Genomic DNA, 23,881 nt, shown 5'->3' on the forward strand with positions numbered 1-23,881 from the left:
TGACATTCATGACGTTTTATTCTAATCTATAATGCACCTTTCTTAATATCCTCCACAACCGCCGGATCTAGCAATGTGGACGTGTCGCCCAGATTGTTGACATCGCCTTCTGAGATCTTTCTTAAAATTCTCCGCATAATCTTCCCTGAACGCGTTTTCGGCAAACCTGTCACAAACTGCACTTTATCGGGCTTCGCAATCGGTCCGATAATACGCGCAACAGTTGCGGCAATATCTTTGCGGAACATTTCCTCATCGTCAACTTCATTTTCCGCGATGACGTACGCATAAATGCCCTGCCCTTTGATATCGTGCGCATAACCCACAACAGCGGATTCGACCACACCCAAATGCATATTGATCGCATTCTCCACTTCCGCCGTCCCGATCCGGTGACCTGATACATTCAATACATCGTCAACGCGGCCGGTAATGCGGTAGTAACCATCTTCGTCACGGAGGCAACCGTCACCGGTAAAATACATGCCCGGGTAAGTAGAGAAATAGGTCTGACGCGCGCGTTCGTGGTCGCCGTACGTTGTTCTTACAATACCCGGCCACGGAAATTTAATACAAAGATTTCCACTCACACCATTTCCCTCAATCTCATTCCCTGACTCGTCGACCAGCACGGGTTGAATGCCGGGCAGCGGCAAAGTAGCGTAAGTCGGCTTTTCAGGCGTAATTCCTGCTAGCGGGGATATCATAATACCTCCCGTTTCAGTCTGCCACCAGGTATCTACAAGCGGACATTGATCGCCGCCGATATTGGTTTTATACCAATGCCAGGCCTCTTCATTGATAGGCTCACCTACGGAACCCAATTTGGTAAGAGACGAAAGATCATGTCCGTTTACATAGTCAAGCCCAAAGCTCATCAGCGAACGTATTGCCGTAGGTGCAGTGTAAAGGATATTAACCTTATGTTTTTCAACTATTTGCCACAACCGGCTTGCATCGGGAAAAGTAGGAACTCCTTCAAAAACAACGGACGTTGCTCCACAGCAAAGTGGCCCGTACACAATATAGCTGTGACCGGTAATCCAGCCAATATCGGCCGTACAGAAATGTATCTCGCCTTTTTCATATTGAAATACATTGGCAAAAGTATAAGCAGCAAACACCATATAGCCGCCGCAGGTATGTACAACACCCTTCGGCTTGCCCGTTGACCCCGAGGTATAGAGGATAAACAACATATCCTCCGCGTCCATTGGCTCGGCCGGACAAACAGAATCGACGTGTTTAACTTCCTCTTCCCACCACAGATCACGCCCTTTGAGCATAGAAACCGGTGTGCGGGTGCGGGTCATTACAATTACATTCTTAACCGTATTGCATTGCACAAGCGCCTCATCGACAGTCGCTTTCATAGGAATTACCTTATTTCCCCGGAATGCTCCGTCGGAGGTAATTACCATCGTGCACGCAGCATCATTGATCCTGTCGGCGATAGATTTGGCGGAAAAACCTCCGAATACAACGGAGTGTACCGCGCCGATACGGGCACAGGCCAGCACAGCGACAGTCAGCTCGGGAACCATCGGGAGATATATACAAACCCGGTCGCCTTTTTTGACCCCGTGCTTTTTCAGCACATTAGCAAACCGGCAAACGCGGTCGTAAAGCACATAATAACTGATAGAAACGGCTGCATCTTCGGGATCATTCGGCTCCCAGATCATGGCAATCTGGTCTCCCTGCGTTTCTAAATGTCTGTCGAGCGCGTTTTCGGTGATGTTCATAGCACCACCTTCAAACCATTTCACATTAGCCTGTGTAAAATCCCAGCTCAGGACTTTTTTCCAGGGTTTTCTCCATTGAAATTGTTGGGCTACTTCCGCCCAGAAACCTTCGGGATCGTCTACACTGTGTTTGTAGGCAACCTGATACTCTTCAAAGGTCTTAATTCTCATGATTTATAAAGGTTAACTTAGGGAAATAGGATATTGGGCGACAAGTTATAATTTTGGTTTGGATAAAAGAATTGAAATGGAAGAAACCGGCCTCTCCGATTCGGAGATCGCATTTATCAATACGCACAAACACGAAAATGCAAGTCAGCTCATCCTGAGAGCCGGGCAGTTCAAGGGATTGGATATCAAGAAACTAGCAGCGCAGATCATATCCCGGCAAAAAGCAGCCAAAAAGCTGCCGGAATGGTATGCGAATGAAAAATTGATCTTCCCTCCTGCCCTCTCCGTGGAGCAATGTTCGTCGGAGGCTACTGCGCGTTTCAAGGCGAGCCTCGTCTCTGGCAAAACGCTCGTGGATATTACCGGTGGAATGGGCGTGGATTGTTTCTATATGAGCCGGAAGTTCGGGAATGCGCATTATTTTGAGATGCAGGAAACCGTCGCTGCTACTGCGGAATATAACTTTCAGCAACTTGGAGCAGCGAATATAAAAGTCCATGCTGCCGATTCTCTTGCTGCATTAGAGGCTGAAAATATCCCCGCCGACTGGATTTACGCAGATCCGGCGAGGCGAAATGAGCAGCGGGAAAAAGTAGTTTTGCTTTCTGACTGCACGCCGGATATTGTTTCAAATCAGGAAATACTATTCGAGAATACTCCTAATATTCTGCTCAAAACCTCCCCGCTGCTCGATATTGATCTTGCCGCCCGAGAGTTACAAAATCTCAAAGAAGTCTATACAATTGGTTACGAGCAGGAATGCAAGGAGCTGCTTTTTGTATTGGATAAAAATCACAATTCAGCAGAGTTTACAATTAAAGTCCGCATTTTAGATGATCAGGGATATCCCTTGAAATCGCTTGACTTTGACCGGGAAATGGAGCGGAATGCAAAGGTAACATACTCTGCACCAGCAAGCTATCTGTACGAACCACACGCCGCAGTTTTGAAGGCAGGAGCATTTAAGACAAGCTGTGAAAGGTATGCTTTGAACAAAATCGCGGCGAATAGCCAGCTGTACACTTCTGAAAGTCTGGTAGCTGATTTCCCAGGCCGATCGTTTAAAATTACCGCAATCTGCAAGCCTGATATGCGCGAAATCTCGAAACATATTGGCGGCGATAAAGCGAATTTGACCACCCGGAATTTTCCCGCGAAAACAGAAGAATTGAGAAAGAAATGGAAATTGAAAGAAGGCGGCGATTATTACCTTTTCGCCACCACGCTTTCGGACAATACAAGGGTTGTGATCGTGACGACGAAAGCTGCTACTTAAGAAAAGTCTCTTCGTAAATCTTCTCTGAAAAACCGAGTGTAACTGCTTTCCCGCTGGCATCTTCTATTACCGGCCTCTTAATAACAGTAGTATGTGCAGCAGCTAGTTTTGCGGCCGATTTTTCATCCGTAATAGCCAGCTTCTCTTCCGCAGGGAGCTCTTTCCAGGTCGTCGACGCTTTATTAATCACTTTTTCCCAGGGAAAAACCTGAAACCATTTCTCGACTTTGTCGGTCGTGATCGGCTCTTTCCGGTAGTCATAAAAAGTGTAAGCTATGTTGTTCTTTTCCAGCCAGGTGCGGGCTTTTTTAATGGTATCGCAGTTGGGTATTCCGTACAGGGTCAGCATTATTTTACTAATTCTTTATTCAAAATAAATCAAATCTGGGTTGCAGCCGGCTCGTCTGGGATCAGATCGGAGTTATGCATTTTCTCGTCGTCCAGCTCCCCTTCCCAGCGTGCGATAACCGCAGTAGCGAGACAGTTTCCGGTAACATTGACCGAAGTCCGCGCCATATCCATTAATTCGTCAATGCCCATAATCAGTAAAACCGGCCACTCGGGCATTCCGAAATTCGCGATCGCGCCAAGTAAAATAACGAGCGTTGCACGCGGAATACCTGCTACTCCTTTGCTGGTTAGCATCAATAGCAACACCATCGTAAGCTGCTGCCCGATCGACATTTCGGTACCGGTTGCCTGCGCCACGAAAACCGTTGCGAGTGCGAGATATAATGTGGAACCATCGAGGTTAAAGCTGTACCCGGTGGGCATTACAAATGAAACGATCTGCCTCGGCACACCGAATTTCTCCATTTTCTCCATCGCTTTGGGCAATGCGGATTCTGAGCTTGTAGTTGCAAATGCAATGGAAACGGGCTCAAAAATGGTTTTAGCGAACTTGATAATTGGTATCCGTGCAAACAATGCGATCGGAACAAAAACGATCAGGATGAATACGATCAATGCACAATATAAGGTAGCCAGCAGCAATGCAAGGTTTCTCAAAACGTCGATCCCCATGTGACCGACCGTTTCTGCAATCGCAGCTCCTACCCCGATCGGCGCGAAATACATGATGATCTTGGTAAACTTAAACATCACCTCAGCCAGTAACTCCACGCCATGTACAAATTTTTCCTTTTTCGCAGCAGGTAACAATGCAAGACTAATCCCGAAAAGAACGCTAAAAACAACGATCTGCAATACTTCTCCGTGGTAGATCGACTTGGCTACGTTTTCAGGAAATGAATGCAAAACGATATCCTGCCAGCTTTGCTCGGCTACTTTCGGCAAGGTTGCATTCAAACTTTCGGGTGGAATAATGCCCTCGCCAGGCTTGAACCAGTTGGCAAAAAACAAGCCGATCAGCAATGCAAAAGTGGTAACTACTTCAAAATAAAGCAGTGATTTCCAGCCCATTCTCCCAACTTGTTTCAGGTCGGAATGTCCGGCAATACCTGTTACGAGCGTTGCAAAAAGGAGCGGCGCAATGACGGTTTTGATCATCTGCAAAAATATCTGCCGCAGGAAATGCAGATCGGTACCCATTTTTGGAAAATCGTAACCGATCTCCGTTCCCACCAGCATAGAGATCAGGATAGAAGTGGTCAGGTTTTTCTTGATTATCGCAAATACGATCAGCCCGGCGAGCGCGAGCCACCGCAGTGTGATCAGAATGTTATCAGAGAGGGAAATAATATCATAAGCACTTAAAACTGAGGCGAGCGCCGCGATTGTGATCAGTGCAATGTTGATGATTGTAATTTTACTCTTCATATGGAGAATCGAAATGGAAGATCTTTTGTAATGGTAAACTTATAAAAAATCAATTTAAGACCAACTATATGCATATTGGAATAAGTAGTCAAACGCAGAATAAAAACTCGCTTGAACCTTCATTAGCATATTTTTTATATTAATTTTTGTTATAAAAATAAAATATAAAACTGTTTTACTACTGACTAATTGGCTGGGATAAATGCAAAACAGAAGTCCTGGTAAGCCCGTTGAGCGCAAGCCAAACGCGTTACTCAATTTGGCACTAAATTTTTAATGCGCCCCTTTAATAGTACATCAAATTTGCAGACAATCCGCTAGATATATGCATTTCAGGTCCTGAATTTCTGAAAACATGAGCTAAATCCTTTGATCCAGCGTCTAAAATGAATATGTTCGGACCGAGCATTTCTAACTTCAACGCTTATCCAAATGAACCGTATACTTATCCCTATCGACTTTTCTGAAAATGCGAAACGCGCACTCTCGGCGGCAAAAACAATTTCCGAAAAAGAGGTTACCGAGCTCCTGATACTGCACGCTTACCAACCGTATATTGCAGACGTCAATCTCACTCCGGGCGGCGTTTTGCCGGGTATCGGCGGGTCGGACTTTCTGAATATGACGACCGAGCTCGAAGACGAATTTCATAAAAAGCTGGAAGATTATGCGGACGAGTTAAGGGCAGAAGGGTACAAAGTCCGGCCGCTGTGGATTCTCGGAAGCGTGCATTCGGCTGTGGAAGAAGCAATTGAAGAATATAACCCTAATCTGATCGTGATTGGCAGAACAGGTACAGGTGGATTTCTGGATAAACTGATCGGAAGTTCTGCGACTCAGATCGCGCTGCATTCCAAATGCCCGGTCCTGGTCATTCCGCCGCAAAGTACGCCCGGCAAATTCAGTAAAGTGGTATATGCAACTCAGTTTGAATATGATGAGAATGATATTCTGAGAGAGGTTTTTGTATTGCTGAACCACCTGGGCGGGAATCTTACTTTACTCAAAATACAGTCTGACACGCAACCGAATATCCAGTCTGACAACCAATATATCTCCGAAATCAAGGAAAACTTCGCGATCACCGACGATCAGATCGTTTTCCGCAAGTCGAACCACGTTCTGGACGGTATTGAAGAATATTGCGACGAAGTGGGCGCTGATCTGCTGATTATGTCGTCGCGCGAACGTTCGTTTATTGAAGAATTTCTGATCAACCCAAGCGTGACCAGGAAACTGATCATCGATACCCACGTGCCCCTGCTTGTTTTCCACCTAAAGTCTTAATCAGCATTGGATAAAGAAGAAAGTGCTCCCGGCCCGGAACTGCGCCCTTTGATACAAAAAACAAAGCGCTACAAACGGCGAAACCTGCTTACTTCTCCTGGTACATTGACCTATATCGGTCCCGAAATTGCCTTGAAAACCAAGGTCAGGCGGATCCAGTATAACGAGCAAATGATCCGGGACGAGGCGGTGAAATCGCTGAACGAATGCGCGCCCGCGCCCGTCGGCGAGCCGATAATCACGTGGCTGGACGTAGACGGAATCCACGAAACAGGGCTGATCGAAAAGCTGGGAAAGCTATATCAGCTGCACCCGCTGCTGCTGGAAGATGTAGTAAATACCGAGCACAAGCCAAAATTAGAATTCTACGATTCAGGACATTTGTTCCTGACATTGAAGATGTTACACGTAGAATCCGAAAATCCGGTATGCCTATCGGCGGAACACGTAAGTTTCGTGTTGGGGACGAATTACGTGATCTCATTCCAGGAAGAACGCAATAGTGACATTTTCACGCCGGTACTCGCGCGGTTGGAAGCTTCCGTGGGGAAAACGCGGCGGAATGGGCCGGATTACCTGCTTTTTGCTTTGCTTGATATCGTGGTCGATAATTATTTCCTGGTTCTGGAAAAGCTGGGCGATAATCTGGATGTTACCGAAGACCGTGTGATCGCGGGCTCCGACGATTTGTCACTGAACGAATTGTATGCACTAAAACGGGAGCTTTCCGTAGCGAGACGCCAGATCTGGCCGCTGCGAGATATGCTCAGCCAGCTGATCCGGGAGGAAAATTCGCAGATCGCCAAAGAAGTGGTTCCCTATTACCGCGACCTTTACGACCACGTGATGCAGGTGCTCGATACGATAGATTCTTACCGCGAACTCGTAGCCAGCCTCGTGGATGTACATTTATCGACGATCAGCAACCGGATGAACTCCGTGATGAAAACGCTCACGATCTTTTCAGCGATATTCATGCCGCTTACCTTCATAGTTGGTGTGTACGGAATGAATTTCGAATATATGCCCGAGCTGAAAATGCGCTACGGCTACTATTATGTGTGGGGGATCATGGCGATGGTTACAGTGGGGATGATATTTTATTTCAGGACTAAAAAATGGATGTAGGATTGATACCTTTGTGGCCTGAAAAACCGCATTGGAATGAGCTTTACCGGAAATACTTCACTACCCATCTCCACAAACGCCGCTTACATCCTTACCGACAGCCGCCAGGTTTCTTTTCCTGAACAAAGCATTTTTTTCGCGATAAAAGGCGAAAGGCATGACGGTCACCAATTTATCCCGGACCTGTATGCAATGGGAGTGCGCGAGTTCGTAGTAGAAGAAGCGCATTTGCCCGAACATATTAAAGAGGTAGTTGCAGTCTGGAAAGACGCCAGAGTATGGTCAGTACCGTCGGCGATCCGCGCATTGCAAAAGCTTGTTTCTGAGAAGCGCGGGCAGCTTGATATTCCAGTTGTGGGTATCGCGGGAAGTAACGGAAAAACGATCGTGAAAGAGTGGCTGGTACAGTTACTTTCTCCCGGAAACCGCATTGCAGCGAGCCCAAAAAGCTATAATTCGCAGATCGGTGTCCCGCTTTCAGTATGGAACCTGGGGGCCGAAAATACGCTGGGTATTTTTGAAGCGGGTATTTCGCAGGCGCACGAAATGGAATATCTGCAACCTGTAATGCAGCCTACGATCGGCATTTTTACCAATATCGGCTCTGCGCACGACCATGGTTTCAGGAGCCGGAAGCAGAAGATCACCGAGAAACTACGCCTTTTTACCAAAGTCAAAAAACTCTTTTACCGGAAAGATTACACGGATATTGACGAGGAGATCAGGCTGATATTGAAGCCGGTCAATGCGTTTTTACAAACTGTGAGCTGGGGAAGTCCGCGCTCGGGGGCTGATATTCAGGTAATTTTTGAAGATCGGAAAGACAAAACGCTTATTTCACTTCAGGGAAAATCGGGCGCCTATACATTTGAAACCAGTTTCCGCGATGAAGCTTCCCTTGAAAACCTGACGCATTGTATTGTTTTCATGCTCGATTTCGGCATTCCGGCGACAAGTATCCAGGACCGGATCAGGCATTTGAAGCCCGTTTCAATGCGACTGGAACTGAAAGAGGGTATCAATCATAATTATGTGATTGACGATGCCTATAACAATGATATTCAGGGACTTTCGATGGCGCTCAACTTTCTGGGCCAGCAGGAGCAGCGGCAAAAGAAGGCAGTTATTCTTTCAGATGTTTTACAAACCGGACAAACCCCTTCCGAGATTTACGGTTCGGTTTCAAAACTATTAAAGGAAAAAGGTATTCAGCAACTGATCGGAATTGGGCCGAATATCAGCGGACAATCGCAGCTGTTTGACTTCCCGGATCAGGCATTTTTCCCTGACACAGATACATTTCTAAAAACATTTCCTTTCCAGTCGCTATCAGATAGTCTTATCCTGGTGAAAGGTGCGCGGCCTTTTTCGTTTGAGAAAATCGTGCACCGCTTGCAGCAAAAGGCACATGGTACCGTGCTTGAAATCAACCTCGACGCACTTTCACACAACCTCAACTACTATCGTTCGCGGGTGGGAAAAGAGACTAAAATAATGGCGATGGTGAAAGCATTTGCGTATGGAAGCGGGAGTTCAGAGGTAGCTTCTCTGCTGCAATTTCACCGCGTAGACTACCTGGGAGTCGCTTATGCCGATGAAGGAGTGGTTTTGAGGCAAAATGGCATTACGCTGCCAATCATGGTAATGAGCCCGGCTACGCCCACTTTTGATCTGCTTTTACAATACAAACTGGAACCCGAGATTTATAGCCATCGCGTGCTGGAAGACTGGATTTCTTATATTGATAAAAAAGAAAAAGGCACTTATATTCCTTCCATTCACCTGAAACTGGATACAGGAATGCACCGGCTGGGATTTGTAGCGGATGATCTTCCCTGGCTGATTGGAAAATTGAAGCAGAATTCGTCGATCAAAGTCGCCAGCATATTCTCGCATTTGGTGGGAGCCGACGATGGTGTTCACAATGAGTTTTCAAAACACCAATATGATTTATTTACCGGCGGTGCTGCGCAAATAGAAGAGGCACTCGGTTATGAAACGATAAAGCATATCCTCAATTCTGCCGGAATCGTGCGTTTCCAAGACTTCAAGCTGGATATGGTTCGGCTTGGAATTGGATTATACGGCGTAGAAGCGACCGGACAAGATCAGAATGCATTGCAGCCTGCGGGCACATTAAAGACAGTTATATCTCAAATTAAATACCTAACCACGGGCGAAACCGTCGGTTATAGCAGGAAAGGCCAGATCGACCACGATTCGGCGATCGCTACCCTTGCAATCGGTTACGCCGACGGCTACGACAGGCGGCTTGGGAATGGTGTCGGGCAGGTGTTCGTAAATGGAACCCTTTGCCCGACAATCGGTAATATCTGCATGGATATGACCATGGTGGATGTAACCAATGCAAATGCTGCGGAAGGTGACGAAGTGATCATTTTTGGCAAAGAAGTAACCATTATCGACCTTGCCAAAAAGATCGGCACTATTCCCTATGAGATCCTGACGGGAATAGGCGACCGGGTAAAACGTGTTTTTTATAAAGAATAGCTTACTGCCCGGTTGTTTCTTCCTGAACTTCCGGCGTAGTCAATTCCGCTTCTACTTCTTTGATTTCGAGCTGTTTGTCTTCTGTTTCAAACAGATGTGTGCGCAGTACTTCGTCCAGGGTCACATTGTAAAATGCCTTGTGCACGTTCAGCGGCTCCACACCGTCCTCGATCTCGCATTTGATGTAAGAACCATCTTCCTGCAATTCGTAAGAATTCACATTGTCCATGAGGCTGTATGCCAGAATATGGATCGCCTCCTGGCGCACACGCGGGTCAACAAGCTTGAAAAGTGACTCAATGCGTCTATCGAAACTTCGCACCATCGCGTCCGCGCTACCTCCGTACACCAGCGGATTACCGTCCTGGTGGAAGTAAAATATCCGCGAATGTTCCAGAAAGTCCCCTACCAGAGATCTCACCGTTATATTCTCGCTAAGTCCCTGACGTTTCGGCCGCAAGCAGCACATTCCCCTCACAATCAGACGAATAGGCACACCAGCTTCCGAAGCTTTGTACAGTTCCAAAATCGTATCCTTGTCTTCCAGCGAGTTGATTTTAATACAAATACCACTTTTCAGTCCCGCTCTTGCATTGTCGGCCTCCTGCTGGATCAACTCAATAAGCTTGGCCCGCATATAACGCGGCGCTGTGATCAGGTTTTGGTATTCAGTGGGAATTGAATGTCCTGTGATTACATTGAAAAACTCGGAGATATCGTGGGTGTATTCTTCATTGGAAGTCAGCAGCCCGGTATCCGTGTAAAGTCTCGACGTATCTTCATTGTAGTTTCCGCTCGAAAGGTGCGCGTATCGCAATACCCTGTTTCCTTCATTACGGACGATCAGGAGCAATTTTGTGTGTGTTTTTAACAAACCTATTCCGTAAATAACAAAGCAGCCCGCTTTTTGCAGCCGCTGTGCTTCGCGAATATTGTTCTCTTCGTCAAATCGGGCTTTCACCTCGAACAAAACGGCCACGTGCTTTCCGTTTTCTGCTGCATGCAAAAGTGCTTCCGTAACGCGGGAGTTCTTGGCCAGCCGGTAAATGGTCAGCTTGATTGACAACACTTTGGGATCTTCTGCGGCCTGTTCCAGCAATTGCAAAACGGGCTCAAAGTTGTTATAGGGGTGATGCAGGAGGATATCCCGCTCGCGCATGGTTTCGAAAATATCCGGAATACGTTCCCTGTCCAGTCCAAGCGGCGGTACCGGCGGGTGGATCGGAGGAATCTGGTCTTTAAATTCCGGGTGTTTGATAATGTTCCAGAATGCGGTATAATCGATCAGTCCCTGCGTCGGAAAAACGTTGTAATCATCTATCTCCCAGCGCTTTTTGATCAGGCTCAATAGGTCGGGATTAATATCCGGCTCGACTGAAACCTGCACGACGCGGCCTAATCTCCGGCTTTTTATCTTTTGTTTGATCTCATCAATAAAATCTGCTTCAATATCATCGCTTTCTTCCAATGTAAAATCACCGTTTCGAAGGATGCGGAAGAGGTTCGTGGAAACGATGTCCACATTTCTATAAAGCTTATTGATATACTTTCTGACAATATTCTCGATCGGCAGGAACAGCAGCTCATCTTCGCGCTCGATTACATAAAAACGCGGTAAATTAAGCGGCAGCTGTACAAATGACAGTTTCCTGTCTTCCTCCGAGGTGGTACCTTTCACCTGCGTAATTACGCCCAGCACAAGCACTTTTGCGAGCAGGACCGGGAAAGCGTGCGTGTAGTCGAAGAGCATTGGTGTGAGCATCGGGTAAACCGTCCGCTCAAAATATTCTTCGACAGCAATTTTTTCTTCGTCCACCACTTCATCCAGACCTACTATCCTGAAACCGTGTTTGGTAAATAGCGGCTCCAACTGGCTGGTATAGCATTCATTTTGCCGGCGCACGAACTCATGGATCTCACGCATCATTACCTTCCGGAAAGGTATCTCCCGCAATCCGGAATAGTCGAGACGCTCTTTGCCAAAATCGAGGTAATTATACAGGCTACCAACCCGGATAGTGAAAAATTCATCGAGATTGGAAGAGGTAATAGCTAGGAATTTAAGCCTGTCGAACAGGTTTCTCTCTTCATCAAGCGCCTGATCCAGCACCCGGTCGTTGAATTTAAGCCAGCTCAGGTCGCGACTGATCATATCGCTTTGCTGCACCTGGGTATGTACCTTTTCCGTCGAGCTGACGATCTTGTGCTCTTCCGTCGGGGCTATCTGTTTGGTGCTTTTGAAAAAGGCAAGCAGGTTATTCAGTTTGCCTTTCTTTTCACTGCTATATGTATGGTCGGCTGAATCGGACATAAAATCTGTATTGATAATGTAAAAAACTTACTAAAATTCCAACGAATGTAAATAATCTATTGTTTCCACCCGGATGAAGTTTCTGTTAAATTTTGGAACAAAAAGAAACGGATGACTGCCATTGACAGCCACCCGTTTCAAGAAATCCGGTATGAAATCAAAGGCTATACGTCTACACGTGCATACTTTGCGTTTTTCTCAATAAAATCGCGCCGTGGAGCTACTTCATCTCCCATCAGCATCGAGAACAGGTGATCCGCCTCAGCCGCCGATTCGATCGAAACCTGCTTTAAGCTTCTTCTTTCAGGATTCATGGTTGTTTCCCAAAGCTGCTCTGCATTCATTTCACCCAAACCTTTATACCGCTGCACATGGACCGATTCTTCGCGACCGGCAGCAATTGCCCTTACCGCTTCTTCACGCTGCAGTTCTGTCCAGCAGTATCTTTCTTCTTTTCCTTTTTTGACCAGATACAAAGGTGGCTGAGCAATGTAGATATAGCCGTGATCAATCAAAATCTTCATATACCTGAAAAAGAATGTGAGGATCAGGGTACGAATGTGACTACCGTCAATATCCGCATCCGTCATGATCACGATCTTGTGATACCTCAGTTTGTCGATATTCAAAGCACGCTCGTCACCGTCTTTTCCGATCTGCACGCCCATCGCAGTGAACATGTTCTTGATCTCTTCGTTTTCGTAAATGCGGTATTCCTGTGCTTTTTCCACATTCAGGATCTTACCACGCAGCGGCAATATCGCCTGGTAAGCTCGGTTACGGCCCTGTTTTGCAGTTCCACCCGCCGAGTCCCCTTCGACCAGATACAATTCGCATATGTTAGGGTCGGTTTCTGAGCAGTCGGAGAGCTTTCCTGGTAAGCCGGTGCCTGTCAGCACGTTTTTACGCTGCACCATCTCACGTGCCTTTTTCGCGGCAATACGTGCTTTGGCGGCCAGGATTACTTTTTCAATAATTACCCTCGCTTCCTTTGGGTGTTCGTCGAGGTAAGTATCCAGCATTTCAGAAACCACCTGACTTACTACTCCGGTAACTTCCGAGTTACCCAGCTTGGTTTTGGTCTGACCTTCGAACTGCGGCTCCTGCACTTTAATAGAAATGACAGCAGTAAGTCCCTCCCGGAAATCGTCCCCGCTGATCTCTATCTTTTCTTTGGCAAGAACGCCGGATTTCTCCGCATAATTTTTCAAAGTTCTCGTCAACGCAGCCCGGAAGCCCGATACGTGCGTTCCGCCTTCGATCGTATTGATGTTATTGACATACGAAAACACGTTCTCACTGTAAGAAGTGTTGTACATCATCGCTACTTCAACCGGTACTGTTCCTTTCAGCGTTTCCATGTGGATCGGCTCGGGAATAAGCGGCGTGCGTGTTGCGTCCAGGTAGGTTACAAACTCGTTCAGACCGATTTCCGAATAGAATTCTTCCCCACGGAATTTGCCATCTTCATCCTCCTCACGCTTGTCTTCCAACGTAATGCGGATGCGTTTGTTCAAATAGGACAATTCCCGCAAACGTGTCGCGATGGTTTCGTACTTGAATTCGGTTACCGTGAATATGGTTGCATCCGGCAAAAAGTGGATAAATGTCCCTGTTTTTTCAGAGTCACCAATTACCCTGGCTGCATACAAAGGTTTCCCTTCGCTAAACTCCTGTTCAAATATTTTTCCTTCCCGGTGAACTTCGGCGCGAAGGTGTATAGAAAGTGCATTTACGCAGGAAACCCCTACTCCGTGCAAACCTCCTGAAACTTTGTAAGTGTCTTTATCAAATTTACCCCCCGCGTGCAAAACGGTCAGTACGACCTCCAATGCGGATCTTTTCTCTTTCGGGTGCATTCCGGTTGGAATCCCGCGACCATTATCCTGAACTGTAATAGAATTATTTTTCTCAACCGTCACATTGATCGTGTCGCAATAGCCGGCCATTGCCTCATCAATGGAGTTATCGACAACCTCCCAAATTAAATGGTGAACCCCTTTGAAGCCGGTATCACCGATGTACATCGCCGGACGTTTCCGAACCGCCTCTAAACCTTCAAGAACCTGGATATTTTCAGCTGAATAGCTGTTCACTTCAAGCACTGTTTCGTTTGACATATTGTTTGTTTTTCACCTGAATAAAAAGTGCCAATTTTCGGCCTTTTAAGCATGCAAAGATACGATTTTTTTCGCAGGATTCCAGCCTTCGGACGCGATTTAATGCGCGTCGCAGGAGCATCTGGAAATATTAAATAACCAATATTGCAGCTGAGTAATCAAACGGTAAATTAAGACGGGAAATATCGCCGCGCCACCTACTGTAGAGTAAGTCCCGCGGTAGTTACCAGCAACGATTTATCAAGCAGAAAAAACGCTTTTTCACCCTCGTCGCTCACATCCAGGATACCGAGATCGTAAGCTCCGGCAGCGAGATCATCTTTCCGGAAAAATGAGTGAAACCCCGGTTTATAGTAGGTCCCGTTCGCGACGATCTTCTCCCTGGCCTCCACTTTCGGATTAGCATTCGCCAGGTGCAGCTGCCCGTTCTGCCGGTCTTTTAAAACCAGGAAACGGTCTCCCAAAAGTCCTTTACGTGCAGGAAGCTCAGTGCTGGAAATGAAATAGTGGGTCAATATCTCTACCTTCTCTCTCGAAAGCCGCTCCATATCCCACTTCTCCATATAGATTTGGTAATCCACTTCTGAGCGCCGGGCGGCGGCAAACATGGAATCCAACTGCGGCTTTTCAACGACAGGATCCGGTAAATGGAAAAAGCCCTTTTCGTAGCCCGGCGTGAGATAAAAATCTGCATTGCGCGTGATCGATTTCTCGACCGAAAACATATTGCGGTTAGTCTTCCAGTTATATACATCTGCCAGATAAGTCGTTTTCTGCCCGGCCACCATACCCGTGAATTTGTAGTACGAATAGGCGCAGTAAAAAATACTCAGTCCGATCACCACCGTGAGTACTGATTTTTTCCTGAAAAAAGCGGCGTAATCGATCAGCATCAGGTAGAAGATTACTGTCGCCAGCGACGCATAGATCTGGAAGCGACTGGCGATAGTGCTGCCGGCCCACGACCGGAAAATCGCGATCACGGTGCTCGTGATAAAAATGAAAGCGAAGAGTGCCAGTAATTCGACAGTGCCCGGCTTTACAGTCACAGGTTCATTGAAGTAAGTGCGCGCAATTTTGAACACAATAAATACCATGAATGCCACCATAACGATACCCCAAACAGCCGACCATAATACCGGCTGTGACCAAAGCGACATGCTCGATCCGATAAAACCAAAAAGTGAGGACAGGAAGCTGATCACATCATTCGGTAACTTTCCTGCCTGCCCGGATTCGTAGCCTATGATGTAAATCAGAAAGCAGGTGATCATGAACACAGTCGTCAGGATCGCACGTTTGAAATCCTTTAAACACAGAAAATAGAAAATGATGGCGGGAAAGGATAATATGCCATTTCCGTGCGTAAAAGTGGCCAGGAAACAGCAAAACATTGCTCCGTAAAATGCGGGGTTACTGCGGCGGGAAACCAGGATAATTGCAGTGACTGTGAACGCAGTAAGGTAAGAATGCTGCATTCCTGTCAGCGCCCAATTGGAAATTTCGTGGTAAAGCGGCTGAAGAAACAAGAACGGCGCCGGCAGAAAATAAATGAGCGGCAGCCTCGACTTTTTGAACTCTAAGTATAGAAAATAGAAGATGTAAATAAGGTTGACCGAGACCAGGACAATGTAAAACCGGAAATTGAGCCGGCCCGTCGCGTAATATTCCATTAGTGAAATAAAACGCGGAACAGCTGCCTTATGATCGTTAAACGTCCTGAACATTTCTTTCAATACGCCGGCGACACCTAATCCCCCCTGGGAGATCGTTTCGATAAACTGGATTAGAAGAAAGTCGTCCTGATATGGAAAATTGACTGCGTAGTAGTAGTTATAAATAACAAAAATGAATGCTACAAAGAAAATAACCGCCACCGCTAGGATTCGCTGCATAAACCGTACAAATAGATGAGGAGTATTCCGGTCCTTGAAGAAATAAACATCAGCTGGCCGGTATCAGGCAAAAATAACCCATTAGTAGTTATTCTCAAATTTTCCCGCATTTCTTAAAGCGCCGGTTACTAAACACTACAAATGAGAACGAGCCGCCTTCCGGCAGCTCGTTTTCGTTAAATCCTGTTCTTTTATTCTATTACATCTTCTCCATCGGATGCTCTTTCAAAAGCTGCTCAGGGGAGTAAAAATCCTTTTTGCTCTCGGTAGCAGCACGTACCTGCTTCACTTTTTCGGGTGAAATTGCCGCCCCCTTGTTGCCAAATGAATTTCTGACGTAAGTAAGTACCGCCGCGATCTCGTCGTCTTTCAGTAGTCCACCGAAAGGCGTCATTGGAACCTGCCCGGGATACTTTTTACCACTCACTTCTATCGGCCCCAGCAGACCTTTCAGTGCCAGCTTGATGAGCCTTTCATCGCTTCCCAATACCCAGTTAGTATTGTTAAGCGGCGGGAATCCGGCTGCGGCCAACCCTTTTCCATCGGGCTGGTGACAGGTTGCGCAATAGCCTTCTTTGGCATAAATCTGCCTTCCCTGATTAAAAAGGATCAGATCGTTTCCTTTCAGAGAGGTTTTGGCAACGTCCTCTTTTTCTTTTTTAACATTCTCTCCTTTTAAATGTGCCTCTGCTGCCTCAAAAGCGCGGATTGTCCAATCATCAAGCGGCATTTTCTTCGCTTCTGCAAGGATAGGTAATCCTTTTTCCTTGCCGATCCACGAAGCAGCCACAATCGCAACGAGCCGCACCCGGCTATTCTCGTCTTTTACAGCCTGCATTAGTAACTCGGCCTGATCAGGCACCTGGTGTCCCGTGTAACGCACCACTTCCACCGCCGCAGCACGTGCGTGGTAATCTTTGGCTTTCAGGAGTTGTTTCAGCAGTTTCTGATCCACTTTATTCAATCCCCAGCTTACCCACAAACCTTCCAGCAAATGGTGCTCATACCTTGGATCGTTTTTGTCCAGGCCGGCGATCCAGGTATTCATTTTCGTCAAAACTTCTGTCGCGTTACGACCTCGAAGCTCTCTTCTCGTGCGGTATCTGGTTCGGTATTCAGGCAGTTTCAAATTATCCAAAAGCACCTCAATACTCGCCCCGTCCACTTTTGCCGGCGTAACCAGCGGGCGGGAAGGGTAAGTAATACGGTAAACCCGGCCATGTGAATGGTCACGCAAAGGATCGCGCGCATTGTGCTGCATGTGGCCGATCAGGATATTGTGCCAGTCGATCACATACAGCGATCCGTCCGGCGCAAACTCCATATCCACAGGTCGGAAGTTGCGATCCTCACTTACTACCAGATCCTGACGGTGGCGGCTTTTGTACCCCGTCCCGTCGTCGACCAAAGTATGTTCTTTTGTTCCTAAAAATCCGATCGTGTTATTGATCAGGAAATCTCCCTGTAATTCGTCGGGAAAATGGCGGCTGGATACGAATTCCAGGCCGGAAGTAGGACGCACGCGATGTTTTTCTTCAATCAATTGCACTGACTTGTGCGTAGACTCGCCATATCTCGGCAATACAGAGCCCGGCATCATCCACCTTACATCGGGACTGGATGTTTCCGCAAAAAACGGCTGGCCCCAATCGTCGAATGCAATACCCCAAGGATTGGGAATTGAGAGCTGCGCAGTACGTTCCAGTTTTTTTAATTGCGGCGCGTACCTGTAAAAACCGCCATTGGTCGCACGCACCGGGCCGTAAGAAGTTTCCACATTGGTATGCAGGAAAACACCCTCGCCGGAGTAAATAGCCCCAGATGGATCAACTGTAAATGCGTGGCTGTTGTGGTGCGTATCATGGTCGTCGAATCCGCTCAGCAGGATCTCCATTTTATCCGCCTTATCATCGCCATTCGTATCGGTGAAAAATTTCAGATTGGTACCGGCCGAAACGTAGACGCCTTCCGGCGCTATCTCGAAACCCAGCGGTAAGTGCAGACCGTCGGCAAAAACCGTTTGCTTGTCTGCCCTACCATCGTTATTGGTATCTTCAAGGATGATAATCTTGTCGTCAGGCTTGGTATCACCCGGCTTATAGTGCGGGTAGCTCGGCATGGTCGCAACCCACAGGCGACCTTTGTTATCGAAAGACATTTGCATAGGCTTAGCAAGGTCCGGGAACTCCTCTTCCGAAGCGAAAAGCTCGATTTTATAACCTTCCGGCACTTTTAATTTACCTAATGCATCCTTGCCGTAGAGGTATTCAAGACTGCCATTTTTTTCCGGGTTAAAATTCGTCTTAACCGGAGGAAGCGGCTTTGTATTTTTATCCGCAGCGGCCAGATCCGTTTTCTGTCCTTTTGAAGCTGCCAGCCACACCGCCTTGTCGCGGATATCCGTCATTTCCCGGATCTTTTCTATTTCCGCAGGATAATTGTCAGGCCCAAACGGATTGTACCTTCTGCCATAAACGTGCACGCCGTTCGGGACCTTGATATCGTTGTGCCACATCCAGTTTTTCTCGTCTACCGCATCATGGATCAGCTTTCTGTTCGCCTCTGCTTTTGGCGCAGCTTTTCCGAATACCTGATCGGCCAGCAATACGCCCAACTTCTTGTAACCTTCGGCGTTCAGCTGCGAACCGTCGATCGTAAGTGGCTCCTGGGTATCTGCATACCATTTTTGAGACGGGGTAAATGCATCCACGAACAATACTTTATTCTGGTCCGCGACCTCTTTCATTGCCTTCGAATAGAGGGACAGGTTCTCATTCTCCTTTTTACCGTTAGGTAAATCATAAGTACCAGACAGATCTTCGAATGCAATAGGAGAAACGATCGCCAGCTTGGGTGCCGTAGAGCCGTTGTATTTCTGGGTTAATGTGTATTTGATGAATGCATCCAGCTCAGCCTTGTAGTTGGCCAGCCCTTCTTTACCCTGAAAAGATTCATTATAACCAAAAAAAGCAATGATCACGTCGGCTTTGAGGCGGGTTAACCATTGATCGGGCGTATCGAAATGACCTTCACTTTGTGACGGATTAGCCAGCTCTGTCTGAAATTTTTCAGCTCCCGGAAAAGCCCAGGGAGAATTGCGGCTCGAATGCGGCCTGAAACCCGGCGTGTCGCCACCGTCGCACATATTGCGGATAAAAAGCTCGTTCTGCGGATAACGCACGTGGAGCTCCGTCTCAAAGTTGTCGTAATTCATCATTCTGGAACCCAGATTGTTTCCTAGCAAAACAATGTGAGAGCCTTTCTGAATAGCAATGGAAGCGGTTTGATTGAATTTGAATGCACTGAATGCGATCAACGCCAATCCAAATGCAATAAGCGATACGTGAACGCTGATTTTCCTGGGTTTAGACATTTTAATTCGTAATTCTTAGGTTGGGATTAGGAAGTATGCGGTACTAATTTGCGGTGCGGTAGGTCACGTCGATATTCATTTTGCCTTTCCATTTCGGGATCGGCTTACCGAGCTCCCAGTGTATTGCATTGATAATCAGTCGCTGGAAAGGTTCGAGTTTAAAATCGTCTGGATGCCCGAGGGTCGTCATGAAAATTTTGGCCCCAAATGAATTGGTACCTGTCCACGCAACCGGATTTTCAATCGCTTCTTTGTCTGCATTCACGGCTTTACCTGTCAAAAGTAAAGTAGAGCCCTTGGTAGGATAATCCGGCAGGACGCGATACAGCCACGATCTGGCATGAAACGGGCCGGTTACGCCGGTCAATATAGGGTTGCTGGCCTGGTCCGGATTTACGGTTACATCCGTGCTGCTTTCGTGTCCATAGTGCGTGTGCTTGGCTGCGCCGCCCCATCCCGGAGGCGAATTCAGTGCAAACTCTCCGAATGCATTCCACTTTTCACTTTCGTGTCCTTTTGGAAAATTGAATGCATGCGTAGTTGTCCGGAAGCCCATTAACGGTTTCCCGGATTTCAAGTAAGCATCAATATGAGCAAGCTGCTCCTTGGGTAACTGTCTCCATCTGAGATAGAAAATGGCAAGATCCGCATCCTTTAATGCTTCCAGCCCCGGGATATTTTTTTCATCATTAGGACCGTCTTTTGCTTTCAGGAAAATCGTTTTCATCCCGTAATTTTTTTCCAGCTCGGCTGCTACGATCGGCAACGTTTCTTCTCCGCTATATTCATGATCGCCGGTAACGAACACAACTACCGGTTTCTTTTTCTGCGCCTGAGCGCCGCTGTTTGTGAAGATATTTATTGATAATGCACAGATCAGAAGCCATATAAGGCGGCAGGTACGAAATTTATTCATGTCAGGCTATTAAGAGTTTAGAATTATAAATCCAAAATAACGGAATACTACCCGGGTTGCGGCACACCTTTCATGTAATTTTAAGATTGTCCAACTCCGCAGCCTCCCTACATCAGACTCGCAAATCCAATTTTTCCCTTACTTAGTGATAATATTGATTAGAAATACGCATGCAAGTTATTGCTGGTTAAAAGCAAAAACAGGATAGTGCCTCAGCGTATTTCGAATTCCGACAGTAATTGAGAAAGTTCGGAAGTAGTGATCGTATGTTCGTACCCCTTGTCGCGAAGCCCTTCGATCAGCACTTTATCGCCGGTCCATAGTTTGCAATCGAGGTAATTGGTGAGGGCAACAAACGGAGTATCGTTGATATCTATATCCATTAAAAGTGTCTCAGCCCTCAGCATTTCTACCGGCGGAATGAGTTGCTCATTTATGAATATAATGTTTGCGGTAACGAGTTTTTGTAGTTCGGCTAACTCGTAAGGTTCCAGTTTAGTAAGCTTTAATAGCTTTCCCTGATGCTTTGATATTTCAGCTTCCAGAAAATTGCAGGTAAAAAATTCGAAATGCTTCTTCGAATTAATCAAAATATGGTCAATCCGGCTTGAAGAGTTTAATATTCCGCTGAAAACAATATTAGTGTCTACGACGATCCTCATTTGCTGTGCTGGCTGCCGTGCTCTTTCCACCAGCCTGCATTGATACTGCTCGCCATCTCATCAACCTCCTCCTGGTCTACCCGGAATTTGGAAGTAAGTTCTTTATAGCGCGCGAAATGAACGAACTCCTGAAGATCTTCAATGTCAACAGTAGCCGGCAGCCTGATTATTACTTCTTTGTCAGTTCTTTCAATTACCATGATGAATCTGTTTTAATCAAATTTAACAAAATAACTCAAAAGAACCGCAGCCCCAATGTCAGTGACGCTCTGGATAAATCTACGTGATCATCTTTCGATAAATGCAGGACTGTTGTGTGAAGAGGGGTTTCTTTTTTCATTCGGTAAATAGCCCCCATCATGGCGCTGCCGGTCAGGTTTAATGCGAGGCGATTACCCAGCCTGCGCTCAATGCCAACACTCAGTCCCCACCCCATCGTATTTCCGGAAAATGTGAGCTGCTCCGCATTTGCTACCGCCTTGTTCCGATAAGGCTGGTAACCCAGCATAAAGGAACTGATCACGGAAGTTTTTAAGCTTTTCAAAACACTTCTGTAACTCACCGCGCCGCTTAAATGCTGGATCAGTACACTTTCCGTCAGGCCGTCTTCCGAAGTAGCCTTACTCTGATACCGATCAAAAACCAATCCGAAACCGATCTGCTTCCAATAAAAGTAGGAGGCATTTGCGCCAAAGGAAATACCCGATTTCAGATCATCAATGTATTTTTCCTCTGCCGAAGTTGGGATTATTCCCGACCTGAAAAGTCGTTTTGCCAACCCGCCATTCAACCCGAATTGCCAAGTGGGCACATAATGCTTTTCAGCGTCCTTTTCCTTGACCGTAACCGTATCTTCAACCCTATCTTTTTTCCACTCCGCACCCGCCCGATTTTGCGCATAAGTATGCAAAACAGGCAGCATAAGGGTCAAAATCAGCAGGATCAGTGCTTTTGTCATCGTTGAGCGCATCAGGAATTGTGTTGCCAAAACTATCCAATTTTAGGTCAATATCGATTACCAGGTAGCATAATAATACAAAAGCGGCAAGGGAAGTTGGATCCCCTGCCGCTTTTTAAGCATATTAAAAAATGAGTTAAATACTGAGTTGCTGCGTGTCAGAAGTTGGCAACTTTGCCGGTATCCCACCACAAACGCGTTGCAATATCATCTTTTGCGCCCGTGCCCATTTTGGTTACCGCATCTGCAACGGCAGCAGTATTGCCATTTCTTTCCGCATTCACAAAAGGCATTCTTTTGATCCATTCATTCGCCGGAATAATACCCCAATCTCCATTGCTGTCATTTTTGGCCACATGTGGGATTTTAGGATAACCGGTTCTTCTGAAATCCACCCACGCTTCCATTGTATTGGTGAAAGTATTAATGTATTTCTGGGTTATGATCTTTTCCAGTTTCAATTCATTCGAATCTGCATTGTTCCAGGCCACGGTAATGGTGGAAGAGGCAGTGAAGTTGTTACGGGCATCGATCGGATCAACGTAATTGATCGGCTTGCTCGTTGCGTCCGCGAGGTAAGCATCTACGCCGCCTGCACCCCAGTCAGCGAATGACAATCTAACGCCATTTTCATAATTGGTCTTCGGATCGCCTGCACCTGCCCAGCCTCTGAGTCCAGCCTCTGCTTTCAGAAAAGCAACTTCGGCGGCCGTAAAATTCCTTCTGGTTTGCACAGTCTGAAAGCTTTCAGCCACTTTCGAAAAAGGTACGTGATCTGCTTTCGCCTTGATAAAAGCACCATTGCGGATCCCTTTGTAAGGTACAGTTGGGTGATCTTTATACAACGCAGCGTTCGCCGCAGACATAGGTGCATAGAATTGCGAGATTCGCCCATCTTTTAAACCCACCAGGAAAGATTCCATCGGCGCACCCATGCGGGTATCATCCCATTCATAAGAAATCTGAGCCACGGGGATTTTTGCACCGTTCAGGGAATTAATAAAATTGTCAGCATTGGTCGTGATCAAGCCGGCAGGATCAGCCATAGCCTTTTCACCCTCGGTTTTCGCCAGCGCAGGATCTACTTTTGAAAGGCGCATTGCCAATCTCAAACGAAGCGAGTTAACCACTTTCTGCCACCGGGGAATACTGCCTGCGTAAGCTGTCGGATCAAATTTCCTGAACCCGGTGTACTCTTTATTTGCTGCAAGATCAACCTGGATAGAATCGAGCTGCTTGAAAAACATCGGGTACAATTCGGATTCTTTATCGTACAAAATCGAATTGGCAGTAGTACCATATTGAGAATAAATGACCGGCCCGTGCGCTGCTGTTAACTTGGACATTGCAGCAATACGGATCAATTTAGCCCATGTAGCAAACAGCGGCAGGTTATTGTCAGCCGCTAGCTGGATCACCTGTTTTGCTGGGGACATTACACTACCATATACCCGGTCCCAATAGGTGTTCCAGCGAATGTAGTAAGTGGTATTGTTTACATTACCAACAAAATCCGTAGGTGTTCCCATGAATCCCATCCAGTTGTCAGCCCAAAGATCCTCTTCGATCTGGTGACCGTTGAGATTGAAGATCATGTTGGAAAACGGTGAACCTACCAGGTTGAAATCCTGCTTCAGCAACTCGTCTGAAATCTGGTTCGGGTTTTTATTTATCTCTTCAAAATTGTCTGTACACGCCGCGAACGCGATCAGTGATACCAGGGCAATGAATATTTTTTTCATATCAATG

16 protein-coding genes are annotated in these 23,881 nt (G+C 46.7%); 4 read left to right on the forward strand and 12 right to left on the reverse strand.

What is annotated here, in order from left to right; all coding sequences use genetic code 11:
• Window positions 1-26: 26 nt before the first annotated feature.
• Window positions 27-1,916, reverse strand: coding sequence for an acetate--CoA ligase (gene acs / locus KOD92_RS11070; RefSeq protein ID WP_215233642.1), 1,890 nt, complete (start codon window positions 1,914-1,916; stop codon window positions 27-29).
• Window positions 1,917-1,974: 58 nt separating this feature from the next.
• Between acs and KOD92_RS11075 the strand changes: the two genes are divergently transcribed.
• Entirely contained in the window at window positions 1,975-3,192 is a 1,218-nt protein-coding gene (locus KOD92_RS11075; protein WP_229254631.1) for a THUMP-like domain-containing protein, read from the forward strand.
• Here KOD92_RS11075 and KOD92_RS11080 read toward each other — a convergent pair.
• Both KOD92_RS11080 and KOD92_RS11085 read right to left on the reverse strand, forming a co-directional pair.
• Window positions 3,185-3,541, reverse strand: a complete 357-nt coding sequence (locus KOD92_RS11080; protein WP_215233643.1) for a Spx/MgsR family RNA polymerase-binding regulatory protein — start codon at window positions 3,539-3,541, stop codon at window positions 3,185-3,187. The genes KOD92_RS11075 and KOD92_RS11080 overlap by 8 nt on opposite strands.
• 29 nt (window positions 3,542-3,570) lie before the next feature.
• Entirely contained in the window at window positions 3,571-4,971 is a 1,401-nt protein-coding gene (locus KOD92_RS11085) for a dicarboxylate/amino acid:cation symporter (protein WP_215233644.1), read from the reverse strand.
• A gap of 432 nt (window positions 4,972-5,403) precedes the next feature.
• Between KOD92_RS11085 and KOD92_RS11090 the strand changes: the two genes are divergently transcribed.
• The 3 genes from KOD92_RS11090 to KOD92_RS11100 are packed head-to-tail and all read left to right on the forward strand — an operon-like array spanning window position 5,404 to window position 9,897.
• On the forward strand, window positions 5,404-6,258 hold the full coding sequence (locus KOD92_RS11090) for a universal stress protein (RefSeq protein ID WP_215233645.1): 855 nt from the start codon (window positions 5,404-5,406) through the stop codon (window positions 6,256-6,258).
• Window positions 6,259-6,264: 6 nt separating this feature from the next.
• Window positions 6,265-7,386: a magnesium/cobalt transporter CorA gene (gene corA / locus KOD92_RS11095; protein ID WP_229254632.1), complete on the forward strand. Its 1,122-nt coding sequence runs from the start codon at window positions 6,265-6,267 to the stop codon at window positions 7,384-7,386.
• Between the two features lie 36 nt (window positions 7,387-7,422).
• Window positions 7,423-9,897, forward strand: coding sequence for a bifunctional UDP-N-acetylmuramoyl-tripeptide:D-alanyl-D-alanine ligase/alanine racemase (locus tag KOD92_RS11100; protein WP_215233646.1), 2,475 nt, complete (start codon window positions 7,423-7,425; stop codon window positions 9,895-9,897).
• A gap of 1 nt (window position 9,898) precedes the next feature.
• Here KOD92_RS11100 and ppk1 read toward each other — a convergent pair whose 3' ends face one another.
• The 9 genes from ppk1 to KOD92_RS11145 form a co-directional block, all read right to left on the reverse strand.
• Complete coding sequence (gene ppk1 / locus KOD92_RS11105) at window positions 9,899-12,208, reverse strand: polyphosphate kinase 1 (protein WP_215233647.1); 2,310 nt, start codon at window positions 12,206-12,208, stop codon at window positions 9,899-9,901.
• A 164-nt stretch (window positions 12,209-12,372) separates the two neighbouring features.
• Window positions 12,373-14,328 carry a DNA topoisomerase (ATP-hydrolyzing) subunit B gene (gene gyrB / locus KOD92_RS11110; protein WP_215233648.1) on the reverse strand — a complete coding sequence of 652 codons (1,956 nt, stop codon included), beginning with the start codon at window positions 14,326-14,328 and terminating at the stop codon, window positions 12,373-12,375.
• 197 nt (window positions 14,329-14,525) lie between these two features.
• The gene (locus KOD92_RS11115; RefSeq protein WP_215233649.1) at window positions 14,526-16,223 is read right to left on the reverse strand and encodes a hypothetical protein; all 1,698 of its coding nucleotides are present in this window, start codon (window positions 16,221-16,223) and stop codon (window positions 14,526-14,528) included.
• 199 nt (window positions 16,224-16,422) lie between these two features.
• Entirely contained in the window at window positions 16,423-19,596 is a 3,174-nt protein-coding gene (locus KOD92_RS11120) for a PVC-type heme-binding CxxCH protein (protein ID WP_215233650.1), read from the reverse strand.
• A 43-nt stretch (window positions 19,597-19,639) separates the two neighbouring features.
• Window positions 19,640-20,512 carry a ThuA domain-containing protein gene (locus KOD92_RS11125; protein WP_215233651.1) on the reverse strand — a complete coding sequence of 291 codons (873 nt, stop codon included), beginning with the start codon at window positions 20,510-20,512 and terminating at the stop codon, window positions 19,640-19,642.
• Between the two features lie 212 nt (window positions 20,513-20,724).
• Complete coding sequence (locus tag KOD92_RS11130; protein WP_215233652.1) at window positions 20,725-21,174, reverse strand: PIN domain-containing protein; 450 nt, start codon at window positions 21,172-21,174, stop codon at window positions 20,725-20,727.
• On the reverse strand, window positions 21,171-21,374 hold the full coding sequence (locus tag KOD92_RS11135) for a hypothetical protein (RefSeq protein ID WP_215233653.1): 204 nt from the start codon (window positions 21,372-21,374) through the stop codon (window positions 21,171-21,173). Before KOD92_RS11135 ends, KOD92_RS11130 begins: the two co-directional genes overlap by 4 nt.
• A 35-nt stretch (window positions 21,375-21,409) precedes the next feature.
• Window positions 21,410-22,162: a hypothetical protein gene (locus tag KOD92_RS11140; RefSeq protein WP_229254633.1), complete on the reverse strand. Its 753-nt coding sequence runs from the start codon at window positions 22,160-22,162 to the stop codon at window positions 21,410-21,412.
• Window positions 22,163-22,290: 128 nt separating this feature from the next.
• Window positions 22,291-23,874, reverse strand: coding sequence for a SusD/RagB family nutrient-binding outer membrane lipoprotein (locus KOD92_RS11145; protein ID WP_215233654.1), 1,584 nt, complete (start codon window positions 23,872-23,874; stop codon window positions 22,291-22,293).
• Window positions 23,875-23,881: the final 7 nt, after the last annotated feature.

It is taken from the genome of Dyadobacter linearis (assembly GCF_907165045.1).
Taxonomy (GTDB): domain Bacteria; phylum Bacteroidota; class Bacteroidia; order Cytophagales; family Spirosomataceae; genus Dyadobacter; species Dyadobacter linearis.

What these genes read in the sequence shown, in the direction of transcription:
- acs (WP_215233642.1), bottom strand. Translation starts at nt 1,916, where the DNA reads ATGAGAATTAAGACCTTTGAAGAGTATCAGGTTGCCTACAAACACAGT.
- KOD92_RS11115 (WP_215233649.1), bottom strand. Translation starts at nt 16,223, where the DNA reads ATGCAGCGAATCCTAGCGGTGGCGGTTATTTTCTTTGTAGCATTCATT.
- KOD92_RS11130 (WP_215233652.1), bottom strand. Translation starts at nt 21,174, where the DNA reads ATGAGGATCGTCGTAGACACTAATATTGTTTTCAGCGGAATATTAAAC.
- KOD92_RS11090 (WP_215233645.1), top strand. Translation starts at nt 5,404, where the DNA reads ATGAACCGTATACTTATCCCTATCGACTTTTCTGAAAATGCGAAACGC.
- KOD92_RS11085 (WP_215233644.1), bottom strand. Translation starts at nt 4,971, where the DNA reads ATGAAGAGTAAAATTACAATCATCAACATTGCACTGATCACAATCGCG.
- KOD92_RS11145 (WP_215233654.1), bottom strand. Translation starts at nt 23,874, where the DNA reads ATGAAAAAAATATTCATTGCCCTGGTATCACTGATCGCGTTCGCGGCG.
- KOD92_RS11125 (WP_215233651.1), bottom strand. Translation starts at nt 20,512, where the DNA reads ATGAATAAATTTCGTACCTGCCGCCTTATATGGCTTCTGATCTGTGCA.
- KOD92_RS11120 (WP_215233650.1), bottom strand. Translation starts at nt 19,596, where the DNA reads ATGTCTAAACCCAGGAAAATCAGCGTTCACGTATCGCTTATTGCATTT.
- KOD92_RS11080 (WP_215233643.1), bottom strand. Translation starts at nt 3,541, where the DNA reads ATGCTGACCCTGTACGGAATACCCAACTGCGATACCATTAAAAAAGCC.
- KOD92_RS11100 (WP_215233646.1), top strand. Translation starts at nt 7,423, where the DNA reads ATGAGCTTTACCGGAAATACTTCACTACCCATCTCCACAAACGCCGCT.
- gyrB (WP_215233648.1), bottom strand. Translation starts at nt 14,328, where the DNA reads ATGTCAAACGAAACAGTGCTTGAAGTGAACAGCTATTCAGCTGAAAAT.
- ppk1 (WP_215233647.1), bottom strand. Translation starts at nt 12,208, where the DNA reads ATGTCCGATTCAGCCGACCATACATATAGCAGTGAAAAGAAAGGCAAA.
- KOD92_RS11135 (WP_215233653.1), bottom strand. Translation starts at nt 21,374, where the DNA reads ATGGTAATTGAAAGAACTGACAAAGAAGTAATAATCAGGCTGCCGGCT.